The sequence below is a fragment of the Aeromonas aquatilis genome, assembly GCF_054052405.1.
Genome location: NZ_JBSTYP010000057.1, coordinates 1 through 22458, shown reverse-complemented (window position 1 = coordinate 22458; position 22458 = coordinate 1). Strand labels below are relative to the sequence as shown.

The following is a 22458-nucleotide window of genomic DNA, read 5'->3' as shown; positions in this document are numbered from 1 at the left end:
GCGCCCTTTCTCTCTGACTTAGAGATGGGACTTGATGAGCCCCATCACGGTAGCAATGTTGTTGGCATCGAGCTGGCCATCTTTGGCAAACAGCACCTTGCCCTCTTTATCCAGCAGGATGATCGCCGAGCTTTCCGGCGTCAGATCCCAGGCGTTGCGCGCCATGCCCTTGGCATCCAGCACCATGGCGGACCAGGGGAACTCTTTCTTGCTGTCCTCGGCACTGCTCTTGACGAAGCCGGAGGTACCCCAGATGGCGTCATTGCTGTTGATGACGGTAACGGTCTGGTACTTGTCTTGCGGTAGCTTGGCGGCCTTGATCGCCTCGATCATCGGGGCGTTCAGCTCCTTGGCACTGGAGCGGCCGGCAATATGCTGGATCAGAAATACCTTGCCGGTGAGCGAGGTGCTCTGCCACGGCTGGTAGCCGATATCCTTGCCATTCAGTACCAGCTCACCCTTGTCACTGACATTGACCAGCGGCACCGGGTTGCCATCCTTGAAGTTGTGAGCAAAGACCAGAGATGGCAGCAGCGCCAAAGTAAGTACGAGATGTTTCATCCTGATGACACTCCATTTGTTATGTTATAACGAGTTTCGGATTGAGGGAATGGGCGAGCTTCATCCTAAACTGATCGGATCTGTTTAATAAAGTGTTAAATAAGATCGCAATTCAGAAGCGTCGGCGCCCCGCCAGTCATGAGGTCGGCTGGCAAGGGCGGCTAGGATGGCATGACATCGATAAAAATCAATGAATTGGCGGCTGGTCTGAGCTGTCTGCGTCAGTAGAGCGACTCGCTGATGAGGGGGATCTTGGCCATGGTCATCTGCTGGGCCAGCAGGGACGAGCCGGTCAGCAGCACATGGCGCTGATTGTTGATCACCACCACATCACCGGGTACGCCACTGTCTGCCGTAATGGCCAGCCAGGCAGGGGAGACGCTGCCGATGCTGATATCCGGATAGATGATGCTGAGCACATATTGCGGGGCCAGCTCCGCCAGCAGGCTGGCCATCAACAGCGCCTTCTCGTCGCTGTCGGCCTTGTTATCCTGCAGTGCCTGCAGCGGCGGCGCGAAGTGATCCATCTGCTCCGGCTGGGTGGGAATGGCGTTCAGCCACTCCTGCAGCAGGCTGACGCTGGTGGCGAGATCCTTGGCGGCAAACTGCTGCGCCAGTGGCTTGAGCTGCCCCTTGAAGTGATAAAAGAGCTGTGAGTAATCGGGTCGCACGCAAGGCAGCTTGCGATTGGCCGGATGGACGCAGGGTATCACCCTCATCTGGTAGAAGGCATCCTCCTGATACTGCTGGTAGGCTTGCCAGAACAGCAGCGACTCCATGCTGTCGTCCCGCAGGGTGAAGGCCTGCTCCAGATTGCGAAATTTGGTAGCGGTCTCCGGGCTGCTCTGGTTGATCAGGTTGATGCTGTTGTAGAGTCGCGGGCTGATATAGGCGTAGAGCGTCTCCAGCGGATTGGTGAGGGAAGCCTTCAGCAGGCTCATCTCGTGGCGACTGGCGGCCATCACCTGATCGTCGGTGGTCAGCTGGAAGTGCTTGCGCTGGCCATCGGTGGATTGCCACTGCCAGCTCATGTTGATTTCGCTGGCGTTGCTTGTGGCGCCAAGGGTGGTGCAGAGAGTGAGGCTGAGCAACAGCGCGGGGGTCAGCTTCATGGTGGTGCTTCCTGCCGTGGACGATAATTAACAACTAGGTGAGCCGGCACCACTTTGGTGATATTTCGTTTTGTGATCTGGATAACAGATTGATGTGACTTTTAATTTAATTGTGAAATTAAGTCACTCTGGAGGGGTTATGAAGCCTTGGATGATAGTGCTGTTTGGGCTGCTCAGCCTGCCAGCCATGGCGGGTCAGGTGATCGTCAACAAGGGGATGTCCGTTGCGGATACCTTTGCCCTGCGCGATCAGTTGGCGCGCGAACACGAATGGCAGGAGTGGCTGCGCTACCAGCAGACCATCAAGTGGCTGGAGGTGTTGCCGGTCAACTGCGAGCTGATGAGCGAGCCGGGTGGCGGGTATCGCTGCGGGAGCGACTACTACCGTTCCTACCAGAAAGATGGTCGTGAAATATATATTCAGGGCAATCCTGCCGAAGATGAGGCTGGTCAGCTGCCGCAAACACCGACAAAAAAGGCGCCATAAGGCGCCTTTTTCATACCGGGTGACGCTTACTTGGCAGCGTAACGCTCGGCAGAGGTCTTGATCTCGGCTTCGGCAGCGGCCTTGTCGCCCCAACCTTCCACCTTGACCCATTTGCCCGCTTCCAGCTCTTTGTAGCGCTCGAAGAAGTGTTGGATCTGGGCTTTCAGCAGTTCCGGCAGATCGTTCACATCCTGGATGTGGTCGTACTGCTTGGTCAGCTTGGAGTGCGGTACGGCAACGATCTTGGCATCTTCGCCAGATTCGTCGGTCATCTTCAGCACGCCAACCGGGCGGCAGCGAATGACGGAACCTGCCAGCAGCGGGTAGGGGGTCGGAACCAGTACGTCGACGGGGTCACCATCCAGAGAGAGGGTTGCGTTCACGTAGCCGTAGTTGCACGGATAGAACATCGGGGTAGACATGAAGCGATCGACGAAAATAGCGCCGCTGTCCTTGTCGACTTCGTATTTGATCGGGTCGGCATTCTGCGGGATTTCGATGATGACATAGATATCGTCGGGCAGGCTCTTGCCGGCCGGTACCAGGTTCAGGCTCATGATAATTCCTTCGTTGTTAGTATCAGGTTTGCAGGCCGATATTATAGCGATGTGATGTTAAATGACCATATTTCAGCGGCTATCGCTAACAAAGAAGGGGGATGTTTCCGCTTTGCGGCGCTTTGATGTGTACGAGATGCAACAAAACGGTTGTTTTGATGCCTTGCCGGTGACCTTGGTCACCGGCAAGAGATGCTGAGTTGCAAGTGCAGAGAGTCAGAGCGAGTAGGGGAGTCTCGACTCGTTGACCAGTCGCGACAGAGCTGTTACGACATGAGGATCAAACTGGGAGCCGGAGCGGGACTGGATATACTCCATGGTCTGCGCCAGCGTCCAGGGCTCCTTGTAGGGGCGCTTGCTGAGCAGGGCATCGAACACATCGACTACCGCCACAATCCGTGCCGACAGCGGGATCTGCTGACCAGCCAGCTGCTGCGGATAGCCTTTGCCATCGAAGTGCTCGTGGTGGCCGCGGGCGATTTCAGCTCCCAGCGAGAGGTAGCTGGTTCCCTCCACCATCTCGCCCGCCTTGTGCAGGATATTGGCGCCGATACCGGCGTGCAGCTCCATGATGGCCCGCTCTTCCAGGTCGAAACGGCCTGGCTTGTGCAGGATATGGTCGGGGGTGCCCACCTTACCCACATCGTGCAGGATGGAAGCCATGCCGATCATCTCGACAAACTCAGGGGTCAGCTGCTCGGGATAGGCCGCCATCTGCCTCAACTCTGCCACGATGGCATCCGAGAGCTTCTGCACGCGCAAGACATGCTCGCCGGTATCGGAATCACGAAACTCCGCCAGCGCCGCCAGCGCCACCACGGTGGCCTCCTGCGCGCGCAACAACTGGTTGTAGAGATAGAGGTTATCGTAGGCCGCCGAGATGCGCTGACAGAACACATCCAGCAGATCGCACTCGAGGGGATCGAGGGGTTGGGTCGGGATAAAACTCAACACGAACTCGCGACCATTCTGGGCGGCGATATAGAGGGAGTCCTGCGGGTGTTCAAAGCGGTTGCTGCGGGCCGAAAGTGCGTTCATGACCGAGTCATGCAGCGTGGGAAAGTCGCTCAGTTTCCCCTCTTCCAGCAGGGCTTCATAGTCTCCCGTGGCCGCCAGGATCTCCAGCCGTTGCTCGCTGGGACGGCGCTCGGCGCAGATGGCCCCTTCGGTGCCCACATCGAGAATGGCGCTGATCTGTTTCAGTACGCCGGAGGCAAACTCCTTAAGCGAATGAAGATGATAGAGATCGCCAGCCCCTTCCAGAATTTTACCGAGCCCCTGACGACTCTTGTCGATGGCGCTGAGGGTTTCGTATGAGCGCAGGGATGCGATGACGGTGGTGTAGAGCTTTTGTACCGTCAGCTCGGTCTTGGTCTTGTAGTCGTTAATGTCGTAATCGAGGATCACCCGCTGCTCGGGGGCCTGACCGGGTTGGCCGGTACGTAGCACGATCCGCACCAGTGAGTTGCGCATCTCGTTGCGGATCTTGTGCACCAGTCGCAAACCGGCATCTTCGGTCTCCATCACCACATCCAGCAGGATCAGGGCAATTCGGGGATTGGCCTCCAGCATGGTGGCGGCTTCAGCACCGCTGTAGGCGTTGAGCAGCTCCAGTGGGCGAGATTTGTACTTAATATTGGAGAGGGCAAGCCGGGTGGCATGATGGATATCCGGCTCATCATCCACGATCAGCACCTGCCAGGGGTTGAGTGCCTTGGGGACCACGACCTCCTCATCATCGAGTTCGATGATGTCGTCGTCCAGCAAGATATCGTCCTTGTCTTGGGCACTGCTCATATCGGTTACGCCTCCGGCGCTCAATGAGTATGTGAACAGTATGCACGATCACATCCTCTCGGATCATCAGGATAAGTCGATATCGTGAGCTGGCTCCGCCTCTTTATCGCTACTCGAAAGGTTCCAGATATCCCTGGATCGACTTCTTCAACCAGGCCAACACCTTGCCGTGATAGGCGTTTTCTGCCAGATAGACCCCGTAATCCCGCCACTGCAGGCTGAACTTGTGTTTCAGGGTCAGCAGGGAGCCTTGTCGCAGCTGACTCTGGATCAGTGGCGAGGGGAGCACCGCCCAGCCCAGGCCATCCAGCACAGAGTTGCGCATCAACTCGAAGCTGGAGAGACCGATATGCTTGCCGCCCACTGGCAGCAGACTTTTTAGCGAGAATTCATCTACATAGGAGAGCGTTATCTGGGTGTGGTCAGTCAGATCCTGCTGTTTGACCCGCTTAAGTCCGGCCAGCGGATGGCTGGGCGCCACCACCATCAGGGTGCGGATCGGGTTGAGCACGTCGATATTGAGGCCGCTGCGCTCCTGATCTTCGGTAATGAGGCCAAAAGCGGCATCGACGAATCCCTCTTCCACCAGCGCCGGTAGTTCGGGCGGGGAGGTGAGCACCAGCGAGATGCTGGTGCCGGGAAACTGGTTGTGCAGTCCAGCTAGCATCTCGCGCCACACTTGCTCGGGGATGGCGTCATCGCGGGCAACCCGCAGCGCCACTTCGGCACCCGAGGCGTAATGTTTGCACTTCTGCTGCAAGCTGTTGGCTGCCTGCAGCAGACGAGTGCAATCATCAAGCACCAGCTCGCCGATCTCGGTCAGGCGACTCTGATTGGCACCTCGTTCAAAAAGTTCGACGCCAAGCTCAACTTCCAGCACCGCGATGGAGGTGCTGACGGCGCTGCGGCTTTTGCCGAGGCGACGGGCGGTGTTGGCAATAGAGCCGTTATTGGCTGACTCTACAAAGAGTTCTATCTGATATAGCTTCATGTTTGACAGGCCGTGACGGATTTTTTCACCATCACCTTAGCGTGCCGAACCAAGGCAAGGCAAACCTGTGGCGTCGGAATAATCGACGCTGAGCGATTGTCGCGAGTTGCTTCTCCCCGTTTACCATCTCTCCCGTCGAAGCAACAAAGGCATCTTATATGTTATTAAGTCGTATGTTTCTGGCCCGGCTGTTTTTGACCGGCGCCATCGTGACCGAGGTCGCAGGTACCTCCAGCATGGCCATGATCCCCGAGCAGGGGGCTGGCTGGATGAACTACATCCCGATGTGGCTGTTGATCGGTTTCTCGTATTGGTTGCTGGCGAAAGCCGCCAAAACAATCTCCATTGGTATTGCGTTTGCGCTTTGGGAGGGGCTCGGGATCACCCTGATCACCATAGTGTCGGTCATGTTCCTTGGTTACGATGTGACCGTTCAGGAGCTGATTGGCCTGGCTCTCGCGATAGTGGGGATTGTTATGGTGACCATGGGGGAGACCCATGATGAGCCCGCAGACAAGTCAGTAGAAGCGGAGGCCACAGCATGAGTCCGTTTGTAATTGTACTGGGTGCCGCACTGATCGATATCGGCGCCAACATGGCCATCAACCGCTCCAAGGGCTTTCGTTACAAGGGGTGGGGATTCCTCGGGATCATGCTGGTACTCGGCGCCTTTACCCTGCTCTCGGAAGCGGTAAGCGGCGGCCAGATTGACCTGGCTGTTGCCTACGCCACCTGGGGGGCTATCGGCATCGTCGGTACGGCGCTTGGCGGTTTGCTCTTCTTCGGTGAGCGGCTCAAGCCCATCGGCTGGGCTGGCATGATGGTGATGGCGCTGGCTGTCGTTATGCTGACTACCGCCTGATAACCTGAAGCAATAACAAAAGCCGCCCGGTTTCGCCGGGCGGCTTTTTGTTTGGCCGACTGTTTGACCGACTCAGGCTCAGCGCGGCGCTTCGTAGAGCTCCAGCGGCAGGCCGTCGGGGTCGGCGAAGAAGGTAAAGCGCTTGCCGGTCAGCTCATCCACCCGCACCGGTTCTACCTCGACCTGATGGGCCAGCAGGTGGGCGATGACCCGGTCAAGGTCGCTGACCCGAAAGGCAAGATGGCGCAGGCCGCACGCCTCGGGCGTCGAGGGACGGCTGGGGGTGATAGGGAAGCTGAACAGCTCCAGCTGGCTGCCGTCCGGCAGGGCCAGGTCCAGTTTCCACGACTGGCGCGCTTCGCGCAGGGTCTCGGCGATGATGGGCAGCCCCAGCACCTCGTGGTAGAAGTGGCGCGATCGCTGGTAATCGCTGGCGATGATGGCCACATGGTGGATGGCGTCAAACAGCGGAAAGGTCATGGTGTTTCCTTGTCAGCAGCATAGTGAACGGGCAGCCTGTGCTGCCCGTGTCGTTGATCTAGTTGAAGAAACCGCCGAACCAGTCATCCAGCGCACTGCGTGGCGTCGCACTGCTGGCGCAACCGGCCGGGGAGCCCATGGTGGAGGCTTTGGCCGGCACCTGCAGGCTGCCTGGGCAGTCGCTGGCGACGCGGGTGCCGCTGGCGCGGGAGAAGTTGGCCCAGGTAACCCCTTCCGGCATCTTCAATCCCAGACTGTTGACGCCGCGCTGGCTCATGTAGCCGCTAAAGAGCTGCAGGGCACCGCTGGCACCGGTCAAGCCCGCCGGGGTGTTGTCGTCGCGACCGACCCAGATACTGACCAGCTCGTTGTTGTCCATCCCGGCAAACCAGGAGTCGCGCAGCTCGTTGGTGGTGCCGGTCTTGGTCGCCATGGTGGCGCCCGGGAACTTGGCACTGAGCGCGCGGGCCGTGCCCTGACTCACCGTCTTGGTCATGGCGAACAGGGTCAGCCAGCTTGCTTGCTGGTCGGTGACCCGCTTGGCGGTCTGATCATGCTGATAGAGCAGGCTGCCATCCCCGTTCACCACGGCGCGAATGGCCGACAGCGGCTGGGTCAGCCCCTGATTGGCGATGGGCAGATACATCTGGTTCACTTCCAGCGGGGAGAGGGCCACCGCCCCCAGCACCAGCGACGGGTAGGGCTGGATCTCCTGCTGGACTCCCAGCTTGTGCAGGGTATCGACTACCTTCTCCAGCCCCACCTGCAGACCCAGATTGACGGTCGGCACGTTGAGGGAGCTGGCCAACGCATCCATCAGCGGCACGCTCTGGCGGAACTTGCGATCGTAGTTCTGCGGCGTCCAGACCTGACCATCCTGACCGCGAATACGGATAGGCTGATCTTTCAGCGGGGTCGCCAGGGTCAGGCCGTTGGAGAGACCGGTGAGGTAGACCGCCGGTTTCACCAGCGAGCCGATCTGGCGGCGGGCATCCAGCGCCCGGTTGAACCCGGCGTAACGGGGATCGCGCCCACCCACCAGCGCGACTACTTCGCCCTTATGCCAGTCGGAGACCACCATGGCCGCCTCCAGCTTCTTTTTGCCGCGCAGTTTTTCGATATCGGCGAGGCCCGATTCGACCGCTCGCTCGGCCGCATGCTGGGCGATGGGATCGAGGCTGGTGAAGATCTTGAGGCCGGACTGCTTGAGCAGATCGGCACCGAAGCGGCTCTGGATCTCTCGCTTGAGCAGCCCCATAAAGGCCGGGGTGCGACCATAGCTCATCTGGCCGCGGGCGATGATGCCGAGGGGCTGGCGGCTGGCCAGCTCATATTCGGCCTGAGTCAGGCTGCCGTGATCCATCAGCAGCTTCAGCACCAGATCACGGCGGGTCTTGGCCCGCTCCGGGAAGCGCCATGGGTCGTAATAGGAGGGGCCTTTCACCAGACCGACCAGCAGGGCGACCTGATCGATATCCAGCTCGTTGACCGGAATGCCGAAGTAGAAGTAGGAGGCGAGGCCGAAACCGTAGACCCCTTGCGAGAAGTTCTGCCCCAGATAGACCTCGTTGAGGTAGGACTCGAGGATCTCGTCCTTGCTGTAGCGATAGTCGATCAGCACCGCCATATAGGCTTCCTGCAGTTTTCGCCACAGGCTGCGTTCACGTGTCAGGAAGAAGTTCTTGGCCAGCTGCTGGGTCAGGGTACTGCCCCCCTGCACGGTACGACCCGCGATCAGGTTGGCGAACATGGCGCGCATGATGGCCACCGGCGAGACGCCGCCATGCTGGTAGAAGTCGCGATCTTCGGTGGTGAGCAGGGTCACCAGCAGGCTGTCGGGCACTTCGGCGATACGCACCAGCAGGCGATCTTCCCGATCTTCGGTATTGAGGCGATCGAGCAGCACAGGGTCCATCTGGGCGTAACCGAGCTGGCGCTGGTTCTCCAGCGACTGGATCCCCTCAAGGCGCGGGCCGTTGAAGGTGAGGCGCAGGCCACGGGCTCCGTCGGCGCCGTCATAGAACTCGAACGGACGGCGAATAAGCTCGATGCGATTGCCATTGATGGTGTATTCACCCGGCGTGTGAGGCTGGCGCACCTGCTTGTAGCTCAGCATGTTGAGCTCGCGCAGCATCTGGTCCCGTGACAGGCGCTGACTGGGGTAGAGCTCCAGCGGACGGCTGTAGACCATCACCGGCAGTTGCCACTTCTCGCCATCGAAGCGCTCGCGCACCTTGGTATCGAGGTAGATGCCGAACACCACCATAAAGGCCGCCACCACCAGGGAGAGCTTGAAGCCAAGCCAGAACAGCTTGCGCCAGATGGTGCGTTTGGGTGCGGCCTTCTTGGGGGGGCTCTTGCGTCGTTGGGTTGCCATAAATCCTCTTTGCTTTCCTTTCTACTTGTTATGTCGCATTCGCGAACGTCCGAGCGGGATTAACCCATCGAACCTAGATGCCCATCTTTTTCTTGGTGACCCTGGTCGGCATCGCCTCCAGCGGATTATCCGGCCAGTAGTGGCGGGGATAGCGCCCCTTCATCTCTTTCTTCACCTGCTCGTAGGAACCCGCCCAGAAGGCAGCCAGATCGGCGGTGATCTGCAGCGGTCGCTGGGCGGGGGAGAGCAGTTCCACTACCAGCGGCACCCGGCCATCGGCCACGCAGGGGGTCGAACCTTGCCCGAACATCTCCTGAATGCGCACCGGGATCACCGGTGCCTGCCCCGGTTGATAGCGGATCCGCACCCGGCTGCCGGTCGGTGCCGCAAAGTGGCTCGGCAGCGCCTCGTCCAGCCGTTTGGGCAACGGCCAGGGCAGGGATTGGCGCAGGATGTCGCTCATATTGAGCTTTTTCAACTGCTCCAGCCGGGTCATGCCGCTCACCGCTGGCAGCAGCCACTGTTCCAGCGTGGCCAGCAGGCTCTCGTCATCCATCGCGGGCCACCCCTCATCGGGCAGCCAGTCACGGGCGCAGCACAGACGGGCCAGCAACCCTTCGCTGCTCTCGTCCCACGGCAGCACATGCAGCCCCTTGCGGCGAATGCCTTGCAGCAGGCTGCGCCCTTTCTGCTCGTCAGAGAGTTCGGTCAGCGGTCGCTGGCTCAGCACCAGCTCGCCGATCACCTGCTGGCGTTCGGCGCGCACCCGCTCCTCGCGCTCGTCCCAGTCGAACCATTGCCGTTCGCTGACCAGTTCCGGCAGCAGGCGTACCAGCTCGTCCAGATCGACCGGTTCGGCGATAAAGATGCGGCTGCCGCGATCGTTCTGCCCCATCTCGATAGCGATGAGGGCTGCTTGTCCCTGACAGGGATGACCTTCTACCAGATCGCAGCTCACCCCACCACTGAGTTGATAGCGACTGCCGCTGCGCAGTTTGCCGATGCGATCCGGCCAGGCGAGGGCACAGAGCAGCCCCAGCCACTGACCCTGTGCAGTGGCAGGGCGCACGCCAAGCCGCTCAAACCAGCGGGCCGCCCCCTGACGCAGGGCACTTTGACGGCGGTGGAACAACACAGATAGGCGCTCCGATCCTCGCAGATCTTCCTCCTGCAACGCCACCAGATAAGCGGCATCGGCGACAATCCCTGTCAGACCTTCAGCTTCCAGCTCGCGGGCGCGCAGCAGCATGCGGGCGAGGCGAGGGTGGGTGCCGAAAGCGGCCATGGCACGGCCAGCGGCCGTGAGTTGTTGCTCACCCTCCGGCTTCATGGCGCCAAGAGCCACCAGCAGCCGCTGGGCGCTGGCCACCGCAGCGTCGGGGGGCATGTCCAGCAGCGGCAGATCTTCCACCTTTGCCCCCCACTGGGCGGCATCCAGCAGCAGGCCGGTCAGCTCCTGAGTGAGAATGTCTGGCGGGCTCTGCTCAGCGAGCCGCTCCTGCACCTCGCTGCTCCAGAGCCGGTAGCAGACGCCGGGGCCGAGACGACCGGCGCGACCGGCCCGCTGGGTGGCGGAGGATTTGGCTATCTGGCGGGTCTCCAGTCGGGTGACGCCGCTTTTCAGATCATAGGAGGCCCGTCGCTCCAGCCCGCTGTCGATCACCACCGAGATCCCCTCGATGGTGAGGGAGGTCTCCGCCACATTGGTGGTGAGCACCAGCTTACGGTGGCCCGCAGGCGCCGGCTCGATGGCCGCCTGCTGCGCCGCCATATCGAGGCGGCCGTAGAGGGGGGCGAGGGTCACGTCGTCCGGCAGTTTGTCTGCCAACCATTGCGCCAGTCGCTCGATCTCACCCTGTCCTGGCAGAAAGACCAGCAGGCTGCCATCTTGCTCGGCCAGCGCCTCGAGTACCACGGCGCCGACCTGCGGCTCCAGCCATTGTTGGCGATTGGTGGGACGGTAGTGGTAATCGATAGGGAAACCACGCCCCTCGGAGCGAACCACAGGGGCATCCGGCAACAAGGTCTCGAGTGCCATGCCATCCAGAGTGGCGGACATCACCAGCAGCTTGAGGTCATCGCGCAATCCCTGCTGGCTCTCGATGGCGAAGGCCAGCGCGGTATCGGCGTGCAGACTGCGTTCGTGGAACTCGTCGAAGATGACCAGCGAAACGCCACCGAGTTCGGGATCCTGCTGCAACATCCGGGTCAGCACTCCCTCGGTGACGATCTCTAGCCGGGTCGCGGAGCTGGTGCGGCTTTCGCCACGCACTCGCAGGCCGATGCGCTCGCCCACCTTCTCCCCGAGCTGGCGCGCCAGAAAGCTAGCGATATTGCGCGCAGCCAGGCGCCTTGGTTCCAGCATGATGATGCGGCCGGGCAGCCGGTTCTGACGCACCAGCTCCAGCGGCAGCAGGGTCGATTTGCCTGCGCCTGGGGGCGCCTGCAGGATCACGCTGGTGTGGCTGTCGAGGGCGGCAAAGAGTTCGGGCAATACCGAAACGATGGGGAGCTGGGACAAAGCGATGAGCACCTTTTGTAGCAACCGGTAAAACGGCGCCTATTCTGCCACAGCCACCCGCGCCACCGTGAGTGGATGTGAGGAGATGGCCACTCGGGCGGGAGGGCTGCGAGACATGGCCGGATGGCTGCCATAGAATGGGCTCATCCAATGAGCGTGAAAAAGGCATTATCACCACATGGCCAAACTCTTCTTTGCCCTGCCCGTCAAGGAGCTCGCTCCCGAACTCATTAGCTGGCGTGATCAGCGGCCCTGGCCCGGTCAGCCGGTGCCGCAAGCCAACCTCCACCTGACCCTGGCCTTTCTGGGTGAGGCGGACGACTTGACCACCCGCCACCTGATCGCCGCCGTGGAGCGTCAGCACTGTCCGCCGCTCTCCATCAGGCTGGATGAGACCGGCTGGTTCAGCCGGGCCAAAGCTGCCTGGATTGGCCCGAAGGAGTGGCCCAACGAGCTGACCGTGCTGGCGAAGGCGCTGCGCCGCCACGGCGAGAAGCTGCGCCTTGGCAATGGCGAGCAGGGCTATCGCCCCCATGTCACCCTGTCGCGCAAGGCGGTCGAGGCACCGGCCATCCAGCCTGCTCCCGATTTTCTGCTGCAGGCCGATGAGTTTTGCCTCTATCAATCCATCTCGACTCCGGACGGGGTGCGCTATGAGCCGCTTGCCTGCTGGCCGCTGCGTGCCCGGGTAAAAGAAGACGCGCGGAGGGCTAACCCGTGATCTTTGATCCCCCCCTGCAATCCGGGCAGCTGGTGGCCCGCTACAAGCGCTTTCTGACCGATGTGCAACTCGATAACGGCGAGGTCATCACCATCCACTGCGCCAATACCGGTGCCATGACCGGTTGTGCCGATCCGGGCACCCGGGTCTGGTACTCCACCTCCGACAACCCCAAGCGCAAACTGCCCAACAGCTGGGAGATCGCCGAGAGCCCGGCGGGCCACTTTATCTGCGTCAACACGGCGCGCGCCAACCAGATCGCCCGGGAGTTGATCGAGCAGGAGGCTATCGCTTCGCTGGCGGGGTACAGCCGGTTGCGCACCGAGGTGAAGTATGGCGAAGAGAACAGTCGCATCGATCTGTTGCTGGAAGATGACGAGAAGGGCAATTGTTACATCGAGGTAAAATCGGTCACCCTGCTCGACGAGCGGGAGGAGGCTGGCATGGGCTACTTCCCCGATGCGGTCACCGCCCGTGGCGCCAAGCATTTGCGCGAGCTGATGGCGATGAAAGCGGCGGGCCACAGAGCCGTGCTGCTCTTTATGGTGTTGCACTCCGGAATTAGCCGGATGCGCCCTGCAACCCATATAGATCCGCACTATAGTCTGCTAATTGAGCAGGCAATCGCGGCGGGGGTTGAAATTTTATGCTATCGGCCCCATGTTGGGGTGCAAGGCATGGTGGCCCAAGGGTTTGTCCCGTTTGAATCTGGCCACCTGTTACCCGAGGGGAGTGCATAAATATTGGAGTGGGTAACATTATTGGTACGGCTCGTTTGCTTACCCGTTACCCTTCTGCTATAGATGTCGCCCTCAATTTATGGATGGCACGGGTAGCGTGCTGAATTAGGAGACAGGGCATGCCAACAGGCGAAAACAGGAAATCTCTGGGCCCCCTGGCCATTGCGGGTGTAGAGCCTTACCAGGAAAAGCCGGGTGAGGAGTACATGAATGACCAACAAAAGGTGCATTTTCGCAAGATCCTGGGTGCCTGGCGCAACCAACTGATGCAGGAAGTTGATCGTACCGTCGACCATATGAAAGACGAGGCTGCCAACTTCCCGGATCCCGTGGATCGTGCCGCGCAAGAAGAAGAATTCGCTCTTGAACTGCGTACCCGCGACCGTGAACGCAAGCTGATCAAGAAGATCGAGAAGACCTTGCTGCTGCTTGAAGACGATGATTTCGGTTACTGCGAACACTGCGGTATCGAGATCGGTATCCGTCGTCTGGAAGCCCGTCCGACTGCCGACCTCTGTGTCGATTGCAAGACGCTGGCCGAGATCAAGGAAAAGCAGATGGCCGGTTGATCCCGACCCTCTGGTATATGAAAAAGGGAGCTCGCGGGCGCCCTTTTTTATTGAGCTTTTGGCGGTCGCCCCCCAGAATGCAGCCTCAATGAATCGCTTACCCTAACAGCCATGCCAGTGAATACCCCGTCCTCACCTCTTGCGCGTCCCTATGTCGGCCGCTTTGCTCCCTCTCCTTCCGGCCCGCTTCACTTCGGTTCGCTGATCGCCGCCCTCGGCAGCTTTTTGCAGGCCAGATCCCGGCAGGGGCGCTGGCTGGTGCGTATCGAAGATATCGATCCGCCGCGGGAGATGGCGGGGGCGGCCGACCTTATTCTCAAAACCCTTGAGGCATATGGCCTCGAGTGGGATGGGGAGGTGATGTTCCAGAGCGCGCGCCATGGCCGTTATGACGAGATCATCGACCAGCTCTATCGGGCGGGAGACCTCTACTGGTGCCGTTGCACCCGGCGCGAAATCATGGCCGCGGGCGGTCTCTACAGCGGCCACTGCCGCACCCTCGGGTTGGCGGCCGAAGGTTGCGCCGCCCGGCTGCGCCAGCACCATCCGGTCTACCACTTCGACGATCGCTTGCAGGGCCATATTGCGGTGCCAGCGGCACTGGCCGAGGAAGATTTCATTATCCGCCGCCGCGACGGGCTCTACGCCTACAACCTGGCAGTAGTGGTGGATGATATGGACAGCGGCATCACCGAGATAGTGCGCGGCGCCGATCTGCTGGAGCCCACGGTGCGCCAGATTGCCCTCTACCAGACCCTGGGGGCTGCGGTGCCGGACTGGGTGCATCTGCCGCTGGCGGTGCAAGCCGATGGCAACAAGCTCTCCAAGCAGAACCATGCGCCGGCCCTGGCGCTCGATGAGGTGCGCCCGGCCCTGTGGCAGGCGCTGCACTTCCTCGGCCAGTGTCCGCCGCCCGAGCTGATGGCGAGCCGGATCGACGAGATCATCGGGTGGGGCATCGCCAGCTGGCAGCTTGAACGGGTGCCCGCCTGCCAGAAGATCTCGCTGGAGGCTGGCTGAACGGGCCATTCAGTTTTTCATTTGGTTAGGCGTGAGCTATGATAGGCCGCTATTTTTTGGCCTCCCGTCAATTTAGAAGTCATGAAGAGGTGTACCATTTTTTCCCAGATCGCAAACTTTTGCCGCAAGGTGCTCGGCAAGGATGAGGGCGAGCAGCCGGTGGAATCCCCCATTCCAGCCCGTGTCGCCGGTCAACGTCGTACCTTAAGCCGTGATCAGCACCCTGTTTCGCGCAAAGAGATCAGCGAGAATGCCCTCAAGGTGCTCTATCGCCTGAACAAAGGGGGCTATGAGGCCTACCTGGTCGGCGGCGGAGTCCGGGATATTCTGCTCGGGAAGACGCCCAAGGACTTCGACATCGCAACCGATGCGACGCCGGAGCAGATCAAGGCGCTGTTCAGCAACTGCCGCCTGATTGGCCGTCGTTTCCGCCTGGCCCACATTGTCTTTGGTCGTGACGTGATCGAAGTGGCCACCTTCCGGGGTCACCACCATCAGGTCAATACCAGCAAACATGTGTCGGCCCAGTCCGATGAAGGCATGCTGCTGCGCGACAATGTCTACGGCACCATCGAAGAGGATGCCGAGCGCCGCGACTTTACCGTCAACGCCCTCTACTACAGCGCCAAGGATTTCACTCTGCACGATTTCGAAGGGGGTCTGGAAGATCTGGCCGAGCGCAAGCTTGAGCTGATCGGCGATCCCGAGACCCGTTATCGTGAAGATCCGGTGCGCATGCTGCGTGCCGTGCGCTTTGCCGCCAAGCTGGACATGACCATCAGCCCGCGTACCGCCGCCCCCATCAAGGAGCTGGCGCCACTGCTGCAAGACATCCCGGCTGCTCGCCTGTTTGAGGAGACCCTCAAGCTGTTCCTGGCTGGCGACGGTCTGGCGACCTACAAACTGCTGCGCGAGTATGGCCTGTTCCAGCAGTTGTTCCCACAAGTGGCGGCGCTGTTTACCCCGCACGGCAACTCGCCCTGTGAGCAGCTGATCGAGCTGGCGCTGATCGATACCGACACCCGGGTTCGTGAAGATAAACGCGTCACTCCCGCCTTCCTCTACGCCACCCTGCTGTGGGGGGCTGTCGAGGCCCGTGGTCGGGTACTGGAGAACGAGAGCGGCCTGCCCTGGTATGACGCCTTCATGCTGGCGATCAACGAGGTACTCGACAATCAGGTGCGGATCATCGCCGTTCCCCGCCGTTTCACCACAGATGTCCGCGACATCTGGGCTCTGCAACAGCGTCTGACCCGTCGTCAGGGCAAGCACCCCGAGCGCGCCATGGAGCACCCCAAGTTCCGCGCGGCGTACGACTTCCTGTTGCTGCGCAACCGGGTCGAGCGTGGTCTCGGCGAGCTGGCCAGTTGGTGGGAGCGCTATGTCGCCTCCAACCCCGATGTGCGCCCGCAACTGCAGCGCGAAGCGACCCGTCGCCCGGCCAGCGGTGAGCGCGGCGAGGCCCGTAGCCACGATGGCGAGAAGCGCAGCCGCAACAGCCGCAACCGTCGTCGCCCCCGTCGCCGCAAACCGAAAGTGGCCGAGTGACAACAGACGTGATGACCGAGGTCTTCATCGCCATTGGTTCCAACCTGTCTGACCCGCTGGGTCAGGCTCGTCGCGCCGTTGCCGCGTTGGCAAGGTTGCCGGGATCTGTGCTGGTGCAGGCCTCGTCGTTTTACAGCAGCCGCCCCATGGGGCCTGCTGACCAACCGGACTACGTCAATGCCGTGGCCCGGCTCAATACCCGGCTCGCGCCCCTTGCGCTGCTGGATCAATTACAAAAAATCGAGCTGGAACAGGGACGTGTGCGCAAAGATGAGCGGTGGGGGCCGAGAACTCTGGATCTCGATCTGCTGCTCTATGGGGGTCAGGTGATCAACCACGAGCGCCTGATCGTACCCCACTACGGTATGAAGGAGCGGGAGTTCGTGCTGCTGCCCCTTGCCGAAATTGCGCCTGCTCTGGTGCTGCCCTGCGGCACCCCGCTCGCCCGACTGGTTGCCCGCTGCCCGCACAATGATTTGGCCATCATTGCCCCGCGTGCAGACGTACAGGAGCCTCTATGAGCAAGATCACCACAGCCAGCCTGCTGAAGATGAAGCAGGAAGGTCAAAAGTTCACCGCCATCACCGCCTATGATGCCACCTTTGCCAAGCTGTTCGACGACGAGGGGGCCCACGTGCTGCTCATCGGCGATTCGCTGGGCATGGTGCTGCAAGGGGGTCAGGATACCCTGGCGGTCAATATGGATGAGATGGTCTATCACACCCGCTGTGTGGCGCGCGGTGCCAGCAAGGCACTGGTGGTCGCCGACATGCCGTTCATGAGCTACGCCACTCCCGAGCAGACTTACCAGAACGCTGCCCGCCTGATGGCGGCCGGTGCCCGCATGGTGAAGATGGAAGGGGGCGACTGGCTGTGTGACTCCATCCGCCACCTTACCCGCAACGGAGTGCCGGTGTGCGGTCACCTCGGCCTCACCCCGCAATCCGTTCATGTCTTTGGTGGCTTCAAGGTGCAGGGGCGCGATGAGTTTCAGGCACAGGAGATCTACCGCCAGGCCCTCGAACTGCAAGCGGCGGGTATCCAGCTGCTGGTGCTCGAGTGTGTGCCCACTGCGCTGGCCGAGCGCATCACCAAGGCGCTTCGCATCCCGGTGATCGGCATTGGTGCCGGCCCCGCGACCGACGGTCAGATTTTGGTGATGCACGATGCCTTTGGTGTCACCTCCGGCTATGTGCCCAAGTTCACCAAGAACTTCCTGGCCGAGACCGGCGATGTGCGTGCCGCCATCCGCCTCTATGTCCAGCAGGTGAGTGAGGGGAGCTTCCCCGGCCCGGAGCACTGCTTCAACTGATCCTGGCAGTTGCATGATGGGGGCTGCGGCCCCCGTCTCTGCTTGTCAGCCTTGCACAGTTAATCCGTATAGCTAATCCGTATCTTATTGATTCATCTAAAGGTGAACTGCTGATAGCCATGTTCGTGCCCCATCCCGCCCGAGCGCTACCGGTAGATGCAACCCGTCTCTCTTTTTGATTTATCGGAAGGTGAACTGCTGATGTTGGTCGTAAATAATCCCGTCGTTCTGCGTGAGCAGATCAGCCAATGGCGCCGTGAAGGGCGTGCCATCGCATTCGTGCCCACCATGGGCAACCTGCATCAGGGCCACCTGACGCTGGTGAAAGAGGCGCACAGCCACGCCGAGAAAGTGGTGGTCAGCATCTTCGTCAACCCGATGCAGTTCGACAAGGCCGAGGATCTTGCCAACTATCCGCGCACCCTGGAGCAGGATTGCGCCGCGCTGGAAGCGGCCGGCGTTGACATGGTGTTCACCCCGACCCCGGAGATCATGTATCCGCAGGGGCTGGCGAGCCAGACCTTCGTCGAGGTGCCGGGTCTCTCCAATCTGCTGGAGGGGGCGCTGCGTCCGGGTCACTTCCGCGGTGTCAGCACTGTCGTCACCAAGCTGTTCAATCTGGTACAGCCGGATGTGGCCTGCTTCGGCCAGAAGGATTACCAGCAGCTGGCGCTCATTCGCAAGATGGTGGCCGACATGGCGATGCCCATCGAGATCGTCGGCGTGCCCACCGTGCGGGCCGAAGATGGTCTGGCGCTCTCTTCGCGTAACGGCTACCTGACTGCCACCGAGCGGGCCATCGCCCCCGAGCTGGCGCGCACCATGAACTGGATCGCCGAGCAGATTGAAGCGGGTGATCACCACCTGCCCTCCTTGGTAGCGCAGGCCAGCCAGCGCCTAGACAATGCCGGTTTTCGCACCGATGCCATCGACATCGTCGATGCCGCCACCCTCGAATCCGCCACAGACGAGAGCGCGCAACTGGTGATCCTGATGGCGGCCTATCTGGGCAAGGCCCGCCTTATCGACAACCGGGTCGTCACTATCAAGCGGTAACATTTTCTCTGCCATCTTGTGGCGTTTGCTGTTCTGTTGATTGCTTGGGAACGTTAAACGTTGATGGAGTCAAAACGGACAGGTGTCCGATTTCAGAGAATGGGGCTTTTGGCCCCATTTACTTTACAGCCGATGTTAGAGCTGCAATAGCACAAGCAGTACAACTGCGATCGAGAGCGCCGCCATCGAGAAGCCGATATTGTCGGCAAGGGTGTTGTGGGAAAGCGTCTCCAGGATTTTCAGTGAGGTATCCTGATTTTCACAGACAGTCCCGATTGTTACGATGAGACAATCGGGGGGTATTGAATTAAATCGAGAGAACACCATTCACCAAAGTTTCGGGCAGAGGCGGTTCGACTGGTGTTGGAGCAAGGCCTTGGCCAAGCTGAAGCCGCCAGAAGGTTGGGTATAGCCAAGGGCACACTGAGCAACTGGGTGGTCGCAGCCAAAGGAGGAAAGGATACATCGGCCATTTCTGGAGCGGGTTCTGTCGCCGAGCTGGAGGCTGAAGTGACCCAGCTACGCAACGATCTCGCACAAGCCAACATGGAGCGTGACATCATAAAAAATGTATGGTCTGCTCCTTATCTGCAGGCTTCAACTGATTTCCAGAAGTCGTTTGCGTCAATGTATCCGGCCTGTCTGTGAGCCGTTTTCCGGCTCTGGCCTTGATGGGATCCGCACGTCGTCGTCGTAATAAAGCTACCAGTCATGGGAGACTGCTTTTTTAGCCAGGTGTACAGGGCAAAGAACTCCGAGCCAGCTGCCCCGAACTCGCCGCATATGAGGTAGTAAACGCGATAGGTAAACATATCAGCTTTGAGCATGCTGCAGAGCTGTTTCAAGGATTGACTAATTTGAGTCCTCGTAAAGTGCAATCCATATCCTGATTACCCATGATTAGCAGTCACCACGAGCTACACTGATCTTACGTACAGTTATCGAGGTGCGAGATCATGGCCAAAAGCAAAGCCCAATTCCAGAAAGGCTACAGCCTGTTTGAGTTTCTCAAGGACTATGGCACTGAAGCTCAGTGCGAAAACGCGCTGTTCAATTGGCGTTTTCCTCACGGTTTTGTTTATCCTGAGTGCGCCAACAAGACCTATTGTCGCCTGAAAAGTCGGCCACGGGTGTGGCAATGCAATCACTGCCGTCATCAGATGTCATTGACTGGAAACACCATTTTTGCAAACACCAAGCTCCCTCTGACCAAGTGGTTTCTGGCGATGCATCTGCTGTCACAGACCAAAACAGGCTTGTCAGCGATGGAGCTAAAGCGCCAGTTGGGCGTCAAATATGACACCGCGTGGATGCTCAAGCATAAGCTGCTGCAAGCCATGAAAGAGTCCGATGACAAGCAGTCCATCAGCGGCATCATTCAGCTCGATGATGTCTACTGGGGTGGAGAGCGCCGTGGTGGCAAACGGGGCCGGGGCGCGGCAGGCAAGACGCCGTTTGTGGCAGCAGTGGCCCTGAACAAGGAAGGGCATCCAATCAAGATGCGGATGACGGTGGTCGATGGTTTCAAAACCAAGTCGATTGCGGATTGGGCAAAACGGCATGTTGCCAGTGGTAGCGCGGTGATATCCGATGGATTGGCCTGTTTCAAAGCGGTCAAGGAGGCCCATTGTGAGCACCTGGGTGTTGTCACCGGGGCAACCTGGATTGGCTGGAACATCCGGCATTCAACTGGGTAAACACGATGATAGGAAATGTGAAAAACTCGCTGCGGGGCAGTTGCCATACGCTCGGAGCGAAGCATTTACCAAGACATCTTGCGGAATATTGCTTCCGGTTTAATCATCGTTTTGACCTCAAGAGCATGTTGGTAGAATTGGGGCATGCAGTCGTGGCAAGCCCTCCGATACCATATAGGCTCTTGAAGCTGGCTGAGGGTTATGGGTAATCAGGATCCATATTGACACGGAGCAAGTCAGTCCAAACCAATCGGGTATTTCTTTTTCTCTCCCATTAATATAGCCATCAGTGGACAAAGAGACTCGATAAAACCCAAATCACATTGGGAACCGGCAAACGCCAAGTTGTCGCACAAGGGCGGTTAGAACCTCGCTATCAAATAACCGTGCCAGAACCTTTTTCGTAGCATCAGAGATCGACCATGAATAAAAACTCTGTCTATTACCGACAGGTAGCATTACGGCTCAAGATGCTGCCAATCATCGCCAATGAGCGCGATCTTAACGGTGAGCTTGAACAGCTGTTTGGATGAGTGTGGCGAGATCTTTTTCAGACTTGATCTATTTGGCCTGCAGAGCTGGCCAAAGCTTTGAGTTTGTATTTATCCAATTTTACTAATGAATGTATTTTTTTGAAAAATTATTTATTCACGGATGGTTACACATGTATATTTACAGGTTCTTGTATTTATCACGCCCAATATATTTGGAGTCACTATTTTCAATCCCAATATCTTTTTTTAACCATGGCGATAATTCGTTGGCCTTTAGCTTATAATTTTTTCTACGTGCTAGCAATCTCATTATTGATTCAACCAGATTACTCCCTACAATTATCCATGATAACCTCGTTTTAACCTCTATTATTAACATGAAATTTAGTATCATTAATCGATACTAGGAAGACCAACGATGAAATCTAACCAAATACATAAGCGTAAGTTATACATATCCCAGATCAGTGCACTACACACTTTCGAAGCCGCTGCACGTCACAGCAGCTATTCCCGCGCGGCTGCTGAACTCTTTATCACCCAAGCAGCTGTTAGCCAACAAATTCGAGGACTGGAACAAACCCTCGGGATCAAGCTGTTCATCCGTGAAGGGCGCAGTATGAAGCTGACAGAATGGGGCCATCGCTTACTCCCATGGGTAAGCCAAGGAATGGCTGCATTCGAACAAGGTATAGCGTCTCTTGAAAGAGAACCACTCGAGGGGGTGCTGAACGTTACCGTCCATCCCTCCTTCGCCAGCCGCTGGCTGATGCCAAGACTATGGCGCTTTGTAGAAAGACATCCGGAAGTTGAGATACGCCTCAATGCACAGACCCAATTATTGCCCATTGGCCGTGGCGGTATGGACCTAGCGATCCGCTACTGCAAAGAGGTCGAACCAACACTTCATTCATGTCTGCTACTCAAAGAATGTGTATTTCCAGTCTGTGCTACGGCCTTTGCAGATAAATTCCAAGCCATTGAATCTCTCTACAATACCGTCATCATCTCCGGGCCCGATTATGCCGGGAGCTCATGGGAAAAATGGTTACAAGAAGCAGGCTATCAACTTGATTTTAAAAAAATAAAACGTCTGGAGATCAACAGTAATAGCCTAGCTTTGGACATGGTTCTCTCTGGAAAAGGGGTTGCCCTGAGCAGAAGCGTGCTGGCAGGTGATCTAATTTCAAATGGTCTGCTCACCAAACTATTTGACTACTGTTATAAATCTGGCAATGGCTATCACCTGGTTTGGGATGCTGACTCTCCAAGATTAAAGAGGATCGACTGTTTCAGCAATTGGATCAAAGAAGAGATAAGACAAAGCGTGAACAACTATTAAGATGAGTGAATATACTCTCATAGTAAACAATGACCTTTTTGAAGGTTGTTGAATAGTGCCTTCAAATGGATAGCCGCACCATAGGTGCGGCTCAGATTGCTGAAGAACCCCCTCTTTTTTAAAGGCTATGTCCCAATTACGTGTTGCATGGGGTGCCCCAGCGCCTCATGCAAACATGCTTTGATATTCACGCCCCTCCCGTAACGTTCCAGCA

Annotated in this window: 21 protein-coding genes and 3 pseudogenes; 16 read left to right on the top strand and 8 right to left on the bottom strand. The window is 58.7% G+C overall.

All coding sequences use genetic code 11. The annotated features are described in order from the left end of the window. Positions 1 to 18: 18 nt before the first annotated feature. Together ACW5W8_RS19055 and ACW5W8_RS19050 are read right to left on the bottom strand one after the other, a co-directional pair. On the bottom strand, positions 19 to 561 hold the full coding sequence (locus ACW5W8_RS19055; RefSeq protein ID WP_005343253.1) for a YtfJ family protein: 543 nt from the start codon (positions 559 to 561) through the stop codon (positions 19 to 21). 221 nt (positions 562 to 782) lie between these two features. Next, a complete protein-coding gene (locus ACW5W8_RS19050; protein WP_498629568.1) occupies positions 783 to 1673 on the bottom strand; it encodes a hypothetical protein in 891 nt (296 codons plus the stop codon). A 139-nt stretch (positions 1674 to 1812) separates the two neighbouring features. Here ACW5W8_RS19050 and ACW5W8_RS19045 point away from each other — a divergent pair, with 139 nt between their 5' ends. Continuing rightward, positions 1813 to 2160 carry a hypothetical protein gene (locus tag ACW5W8_RS19045; protein ID WP_498629566.1) on the top strand — a complete coding sequence of 116 codons (348 nt, stop codon included), beginning with the start codon at positions 1813 to 1815 and terminating at the stop codon, positions 2158 to 2160. 26 nt (positions 2161 to 2186) lie between these two features. On the opposite strand, the gene ppa is transcribed toward ACW5W8_RS19045, so the two are convergent. The 3 genes from ppa to ACW5W8_RS19030 all read right to left on the bottom strand — a co-directional run bounded on the left by ppa (position 2187) and on the right by ACW5W8_RS19030 (position 5505). Continuing rightward, on the bottom strand, positions 2187 to 2717 hold the full coding sequence (gene ppa, locus ACW5W8_RS19040) for an inorganic diphosphatase (RefSeq protein WP_005335667.1): 531 nt from the start codon (positions 2715 to 2717) through the stop codon (positions 2187 to 2189). A 216-nt stretch (positions 2718 to 2933) separates the two neighbouring features. Further along, positions 2934 to 4514, bottom strand: a complete 1581-nt coding sequence (locus tag ACW5W8_RS19035) for a DUF3369 domain-containing protein (protein ID WP_498629564.1) — start codon at positions 4512 to 4514, stop codon at positions 2934 to 2936. A gap of 109 nt (positions 4515 to 4623) precedes the next feature. Continuing rightward, on the bottom strand, positions 4624 to 5505 hold the full coding sequence (locus ACW5W8_RS19030; RefSeq protein ID WP_498629562.1) for a LysR family transcriptional regulator: 882 nt from the start codon (positions 5503 to 5505) through the stop codon (positions 4624 to 4626). 158 nt (positions 5506 to 5663) lie between these two features. Here ACW5W8_RS19030 and ACW5W8_RS19025 point away from each other — a divergent pair, with 158 nt between their 5' ends. Both ACW5W8_RS19025 and ACW5W8_RS19020 read left to right on the top strand, forming a co-directional pair. After that, positions 5664 to 6050 (top strand): DMT family transporter, encoded by a 387-nt coding sequence (locus tag ACW5W8_RS19025; protein ID WP_005335660.1) that lies wholly within the window; start codon positions 5664 to 5666, stop codon positions 6048 to 6050. Then, positions 6047 to 6367: an SMR family transporter gene (locus tag ACW5W8_RS19020; RefSeq protein WP_005335659.1), complete on the top strand. Its 321-nt coding sequence runs from the start codon at positions 6047 to 6049 to the stop codon at positions 6365 to 6367. Before ACW5W8_RS19025 ends, ACW5W8_RS19020 begins: the two co-directional genes overlap by 4 nt. 78 nt (positions 6368 to 6445) lie before the next feature. On the opposite strand, the gene gloA2 is transcribed toward ACW5W8_RS19020, so the two are convergent. The 3 genes from gloA2 to hrpB form a co-directional block, all read right to left on the bottom strand. Next, a complete protein-coding gene (gene gloA2 / locus ACW5W8_RS19015; protein ID WP_498629560.1) occupies positions 6446 to 6847 on the bottom strand; it encodes an SMU1112c/YaeR family gloxylase I-like metalloprotein in 402 nt (133 codons plus the stop codon). 58 nt (positions 6848 to 6905) lie between these two features. After that, complete coding sequence (gene mrcB / locus ACW5W8_RS19010; protein WP_498629558.1) at positions 6906 to 9224, bottom strand: penicillin-binding protein 1B; 2319 nt, start codon at positions 9222 to 9224, stop codon at positions 6906 to 6908. Positions 9225 to 9297: 73 nt separating this feature from the next. Further along, complete coding sequence (gene hrpB, locus ACW5W8_RS19005; protein ID WP_498629556.1) at positions 9298 to 11745, bottom strand: ATP-dependent helicase HrpB; 2448 nt, start codon at positions 11743 to 11745, stop codon at positions 9298 to 9300. A gap of 178 nt (positions 11746 to 11923) precedes the next feature. Here hrpB and thpR point away from each other — a divergent pair, with 178 nt between their 5' ends. From thpR to ACW5W8_RS18940, 13 genes and pseudogenes are all read left to right on the top strand, one after another. Beyond that, a complete protein-coding gene (thpR, locus tag ACW5W8_RS19000; RefSeq protein ID WP_498629555.1) occupies positions 11924 to 12466 on the top strand; it encodes an RNA 2',3'-cyclic phosphodiesterase in 543 nt (180 codons plus the stop codon). After that, complete coding sequence (gene sfsA / locus ACW5W8_RS18995; protein WP_498629553.1) at positions 12463 to 13206, top strand: DNA/RNA nuclease SfsA; 744 nt, start codon at positions 12463 to 12465, stop codon at positions 13204 to 13206. Before thpR ends, sfsA begins: the two co-directional genes overlap by 4 nt. A gap of 119 nt (positions 13207 to 13325) precedes the next feature. Then, a complete protein-coding gene (gene dksA, locus ACW5W8_RS18990; RefSeq protein WP_498629551.1) occupies positions 13326 to 13775 on the top strand; it encodes an RNA polymerase-binding protein DksA in 450 nt (149 codons plus the stop codon). Between the two features lie 111 nt (positions 13776 to 13886). Further along, a complete protein-coding gene (gene gluQRS / locus ACW5W8_RS18985; RefSeq protein ID WP_498629549.1) occupies positions 13887 to 14795 on the top strand; it encodes a tRNA glutamyl-Q(34) synthetase GluQRS in 909 nt (302 codons plus the stop codon). 81 nt (positions 14796 to 14876) lie between these two features. Then, on the top strand, positions 14877 to 16343 hold the full coding sequence (gene pcnB / locus ACW5W8_RS18980; protein ID WP_498629547.1) for a polynucleotide adenylyltransferase PcnB: 1467 nt from the start codon (positions 14877 to 14879) through the stop codon (positions 16341 to 16343). Positions 16344 to 16354: 11 nt separating this feature from the next. Then, entirely contained in the window at positions 16355 to 16864 is a 510-nt protein-coding gene (gene folK / locus ACW5W8_RS18975; protein WP_498629590.1) for a 2-amino-4-hydroxy-6-hydroxymethyldihydropteridine diphosphokinase, read from the top strand. After that, on the top strand, positions 16861 to 17655 hold the full coding sequence (gene panB, locus ACW5W8_RS18970; protein ID WP_005335640.1) for a 3-methyl-2-oxobutanoate hydroxymethyltransferase: 795 nt from the start codon (positions 16861 to 16863) through the stop codon (positions 17653 to 17655). Before folK ends, panB begins: the two co-directional genes overlap by 4 nt. Before the next feature lie 201 nt (positions 17656 to 17856). After that, positions 17857 to 18711 carry a pantoate--beta-alanine ligase gene (panC, locus tag ACW5W8_RS18965; protein WP_498629544.1) on the top strand — a complete coding sequence of 285 codons (855 nt, stop codon included), beginning with the start codon at positions 17857 to 17859 and terminating at the stop codon, positions 18709 to 18711. Between the two features lie 306 nt (positions 18712 to 19017). Beyond that, positions 19018 to 19278: pseudogene (locus ACW5W8_RS18960) on the top strand (transposase); the annotation flags it as partial. A gap of 182 nt (positions 19279 to 19460) precedes the next feature. Then, positions 19461 to 19601 (top strand): annotated as a pseudogene (locus tag ACW5W8_RS18955) (type IV toxin-antitoxin system AbiEi family antitoxin domain-containing protein); the annotation flags it as partial. A gap of 66 nt (positions 19602 to 19667) precedes the next feature. Further along, positions 19668 to 20617: pseudogene (locus ACW5W8_RS18950) on the top strand (IS1595 family transposase). A gap of 114 nt (positions 20618 to 20731) precedes the next feature. After that, positions 20732 to 20815 carry a hypothetical protein gene (locus ACW5W8_RS18945; protein WP_498629588.1) on the top strand — a complete coding sequence of 28 codons (84 nt, stop codon included), beginning with the start codon at positions 20732 to 20734 and terminating at the stop codon, positions 20813 to 20815. 505 nt (positions 20816 to 21320) lie between these two features. Further along, the gene (locus ACW5W8_RS18940; RefSeq protein WP_498629542.1) at positions 21321 to 22244 is read left to right on the top strand and encodes a LysR substrate-binding domain-containing protein; all 924 of its coding nucleotides are present in this window, start codon (positions 21321 to 21323) and stop codon (positions 22242 to 22244) included. Positions 22245 to 22458 lie beyond the last annotated feature (214 nt).

Coding starts and splice junctions, on each gene's coding strand:
- ACW5W8_RS19050 (WP_498629568.1), bottom strand. CDS start 1,673: ATGAAGCTGACCCCCGCGCTGTTGCTCAGCCTCACTCTCTGCACCACC.
- ACW5W8_RS19045 (WP_498629566.1), top strand. CDS start 1,813: ATGAAGCCTTGGATGATAGTGCTGTTTGGGCTGCTCAGCCTGCCAGCC.
- ACW5W8_RS19055 (WP_005343253.1), bottom strand. CDS start 561: ATGAAACATCTCGTACTTACTTTGGCGCTGCTGCCATCTCTGGTCTTT.
- ACW5W8_RS19020 (WP_005335659.1), top strand. CDS start 6,047: ATGAGTCCGTTTGTAATTGTACTGGGTGCCGCACTGATCGATATCGGC.
- gloA2 (WP_498629560.1), bottom strand. CDS start 6,847: ATGACCTTTCCGCTGTTTGACGCCATCCACCATGTGGCCATCATCGCC.
- ACW5W8_RS18940 (WP_498629542.1), top strand. CDS start 21,321: ATGAAATCTAACCAAATACATAAGCGTAAGTTATACATATCCCAGATC.
- ACW5W8_RS19030 (WP_498629562.1), bottom strand. CDS start 5,505: ATGAAGCTATATCAGATAGAACTCTTTGTAGAGTCAGCCAATAACGGC.
- mrcB (WP_498629558.1), bottom strand. CDS start 9,224: ATGGCAACCCAACGACGCAAGAGCCCCCCCAAGAAGGCCGCACCCAAA.
- ACW5W8_RS19025 (WP_005335660.1), top strand. CDS start 5,664: ATGTTATTAAGTCGTATGTTTCTGGCCCGGCTGTTTTTGACCGGCGCC.
- thpR (WP_498629555.1), top strand. CDS start 11,924: ATGGCCAAACTCTTCTTTGCCCTGCCCGTCAAGGAGCTCGCTCCCGAA.
- ACW5W8_RS19035 (WP_498629564.1), bottom strand. CDS start 4,514: ATGAGCAGTGCCCAAGACAAGGACGATATCTTGCTGGACGACGACATC.
- dksA (WP_498629551.1), top strand. CDS start 13,326: ATGCCAACAGGCGAAAACAGGAAATCTCTGGGCCCCCTGGCCATTGCG.
- pcnB (WP_498629547.1), top strand. CDS start 14,877: ATGAAGAGGTGTACCATTTTTTCCCAGATCGCAAACTTTTGCCGCAAG.
- panC (WP_498629544.1), top strand. CDS start 17,857: ATGTTGGTCGTAAATAATCCCGTCGTTCTGCGTGAGCAGATCAGCCAA.
- panB (WP_005335640.1), top strand. CDS start 16,861: ATGAGCAAGATCACCACAGCCAGCCTGCTGAAGATGAAGCAGGAAGGT.
- gluQRS (WP_498629549.1), top strand. CDS start 13,887: ATGCCAGTGAATACCCCGTCCTCACCTCTTGCGCGTCCCTATGTCGGC.
- folK (WP_498629590.1), top strand. CDS start 16,355: ATGACCGAGGTCTTCATCGCCATTGGTTCCAACCTGTCTGACCCGCTG.
- ppa (WP_005335667.1), bottom strand. CDS start 2,717: ATGAGCCTGAACCTGGTACCGGCCGGCAAGAGCCTGCCCGACGATATC.